We start from the raw sequence: 301 nt of genomic DNA, 5'->3' as shown, positions 1-301 counted from the left end.
AATTAATCGAAATTCCAAAATTAATCGACTCCCCAGCGCTGAGTGGCGAATTATCCGAATAGTAGCTGTCTGAAATCACGTCGTCTCCGTTATCTATTGTTGATTGGCTGCCGTTATTCCCGTTTCCGCTAGGGGAAACAGTAAAATCAAATACGCTGTCAAGCTCGCTCTCTGTGAGATCACCACCGGTAATAAACTCGAGATTGAGTGTTTCCACATCTTGCGTACCGTTGTTCGTAATCGTGACCAGATTTCGGAAGACAGTCTTCGCGTTCTGATTGAGGCCAGACGCGTTACCATC

The 301-nt window shown here is 45.8% G+C and carries 1 protein-coding gene; it reads right to left on the bottom strand.

Going from position 1 to position 301, the window contains the following annotated elements; all coding sequences use genetic code 11:
• A partial coding sequence (locus EXE45_RS21085) for a hypothetical protein (RefSeq protein ID WP_206750528.1) occupies positions 1–217 on the bottom strand: 217 nt, incomplete at its 3' end.
• Positions 218–301 lie beyond the last annotated feature (84 nt).

It is taken from the genome of Halorubrum sp. SP9, from assembly GCF_005435015.1.
Taxonomy (GTDB): domain Archaea; phylum Halobacteriota; class Halobacteria; order Halobacteriales; family Haloferacaceae; genus Halorubrum; species Halorubrum sodomense.
The sequence above is the reverse complement of the archived record's forward strand: the minus strand, read 5'-3'. Positions and strand labels throughout refer to the sequence as shown.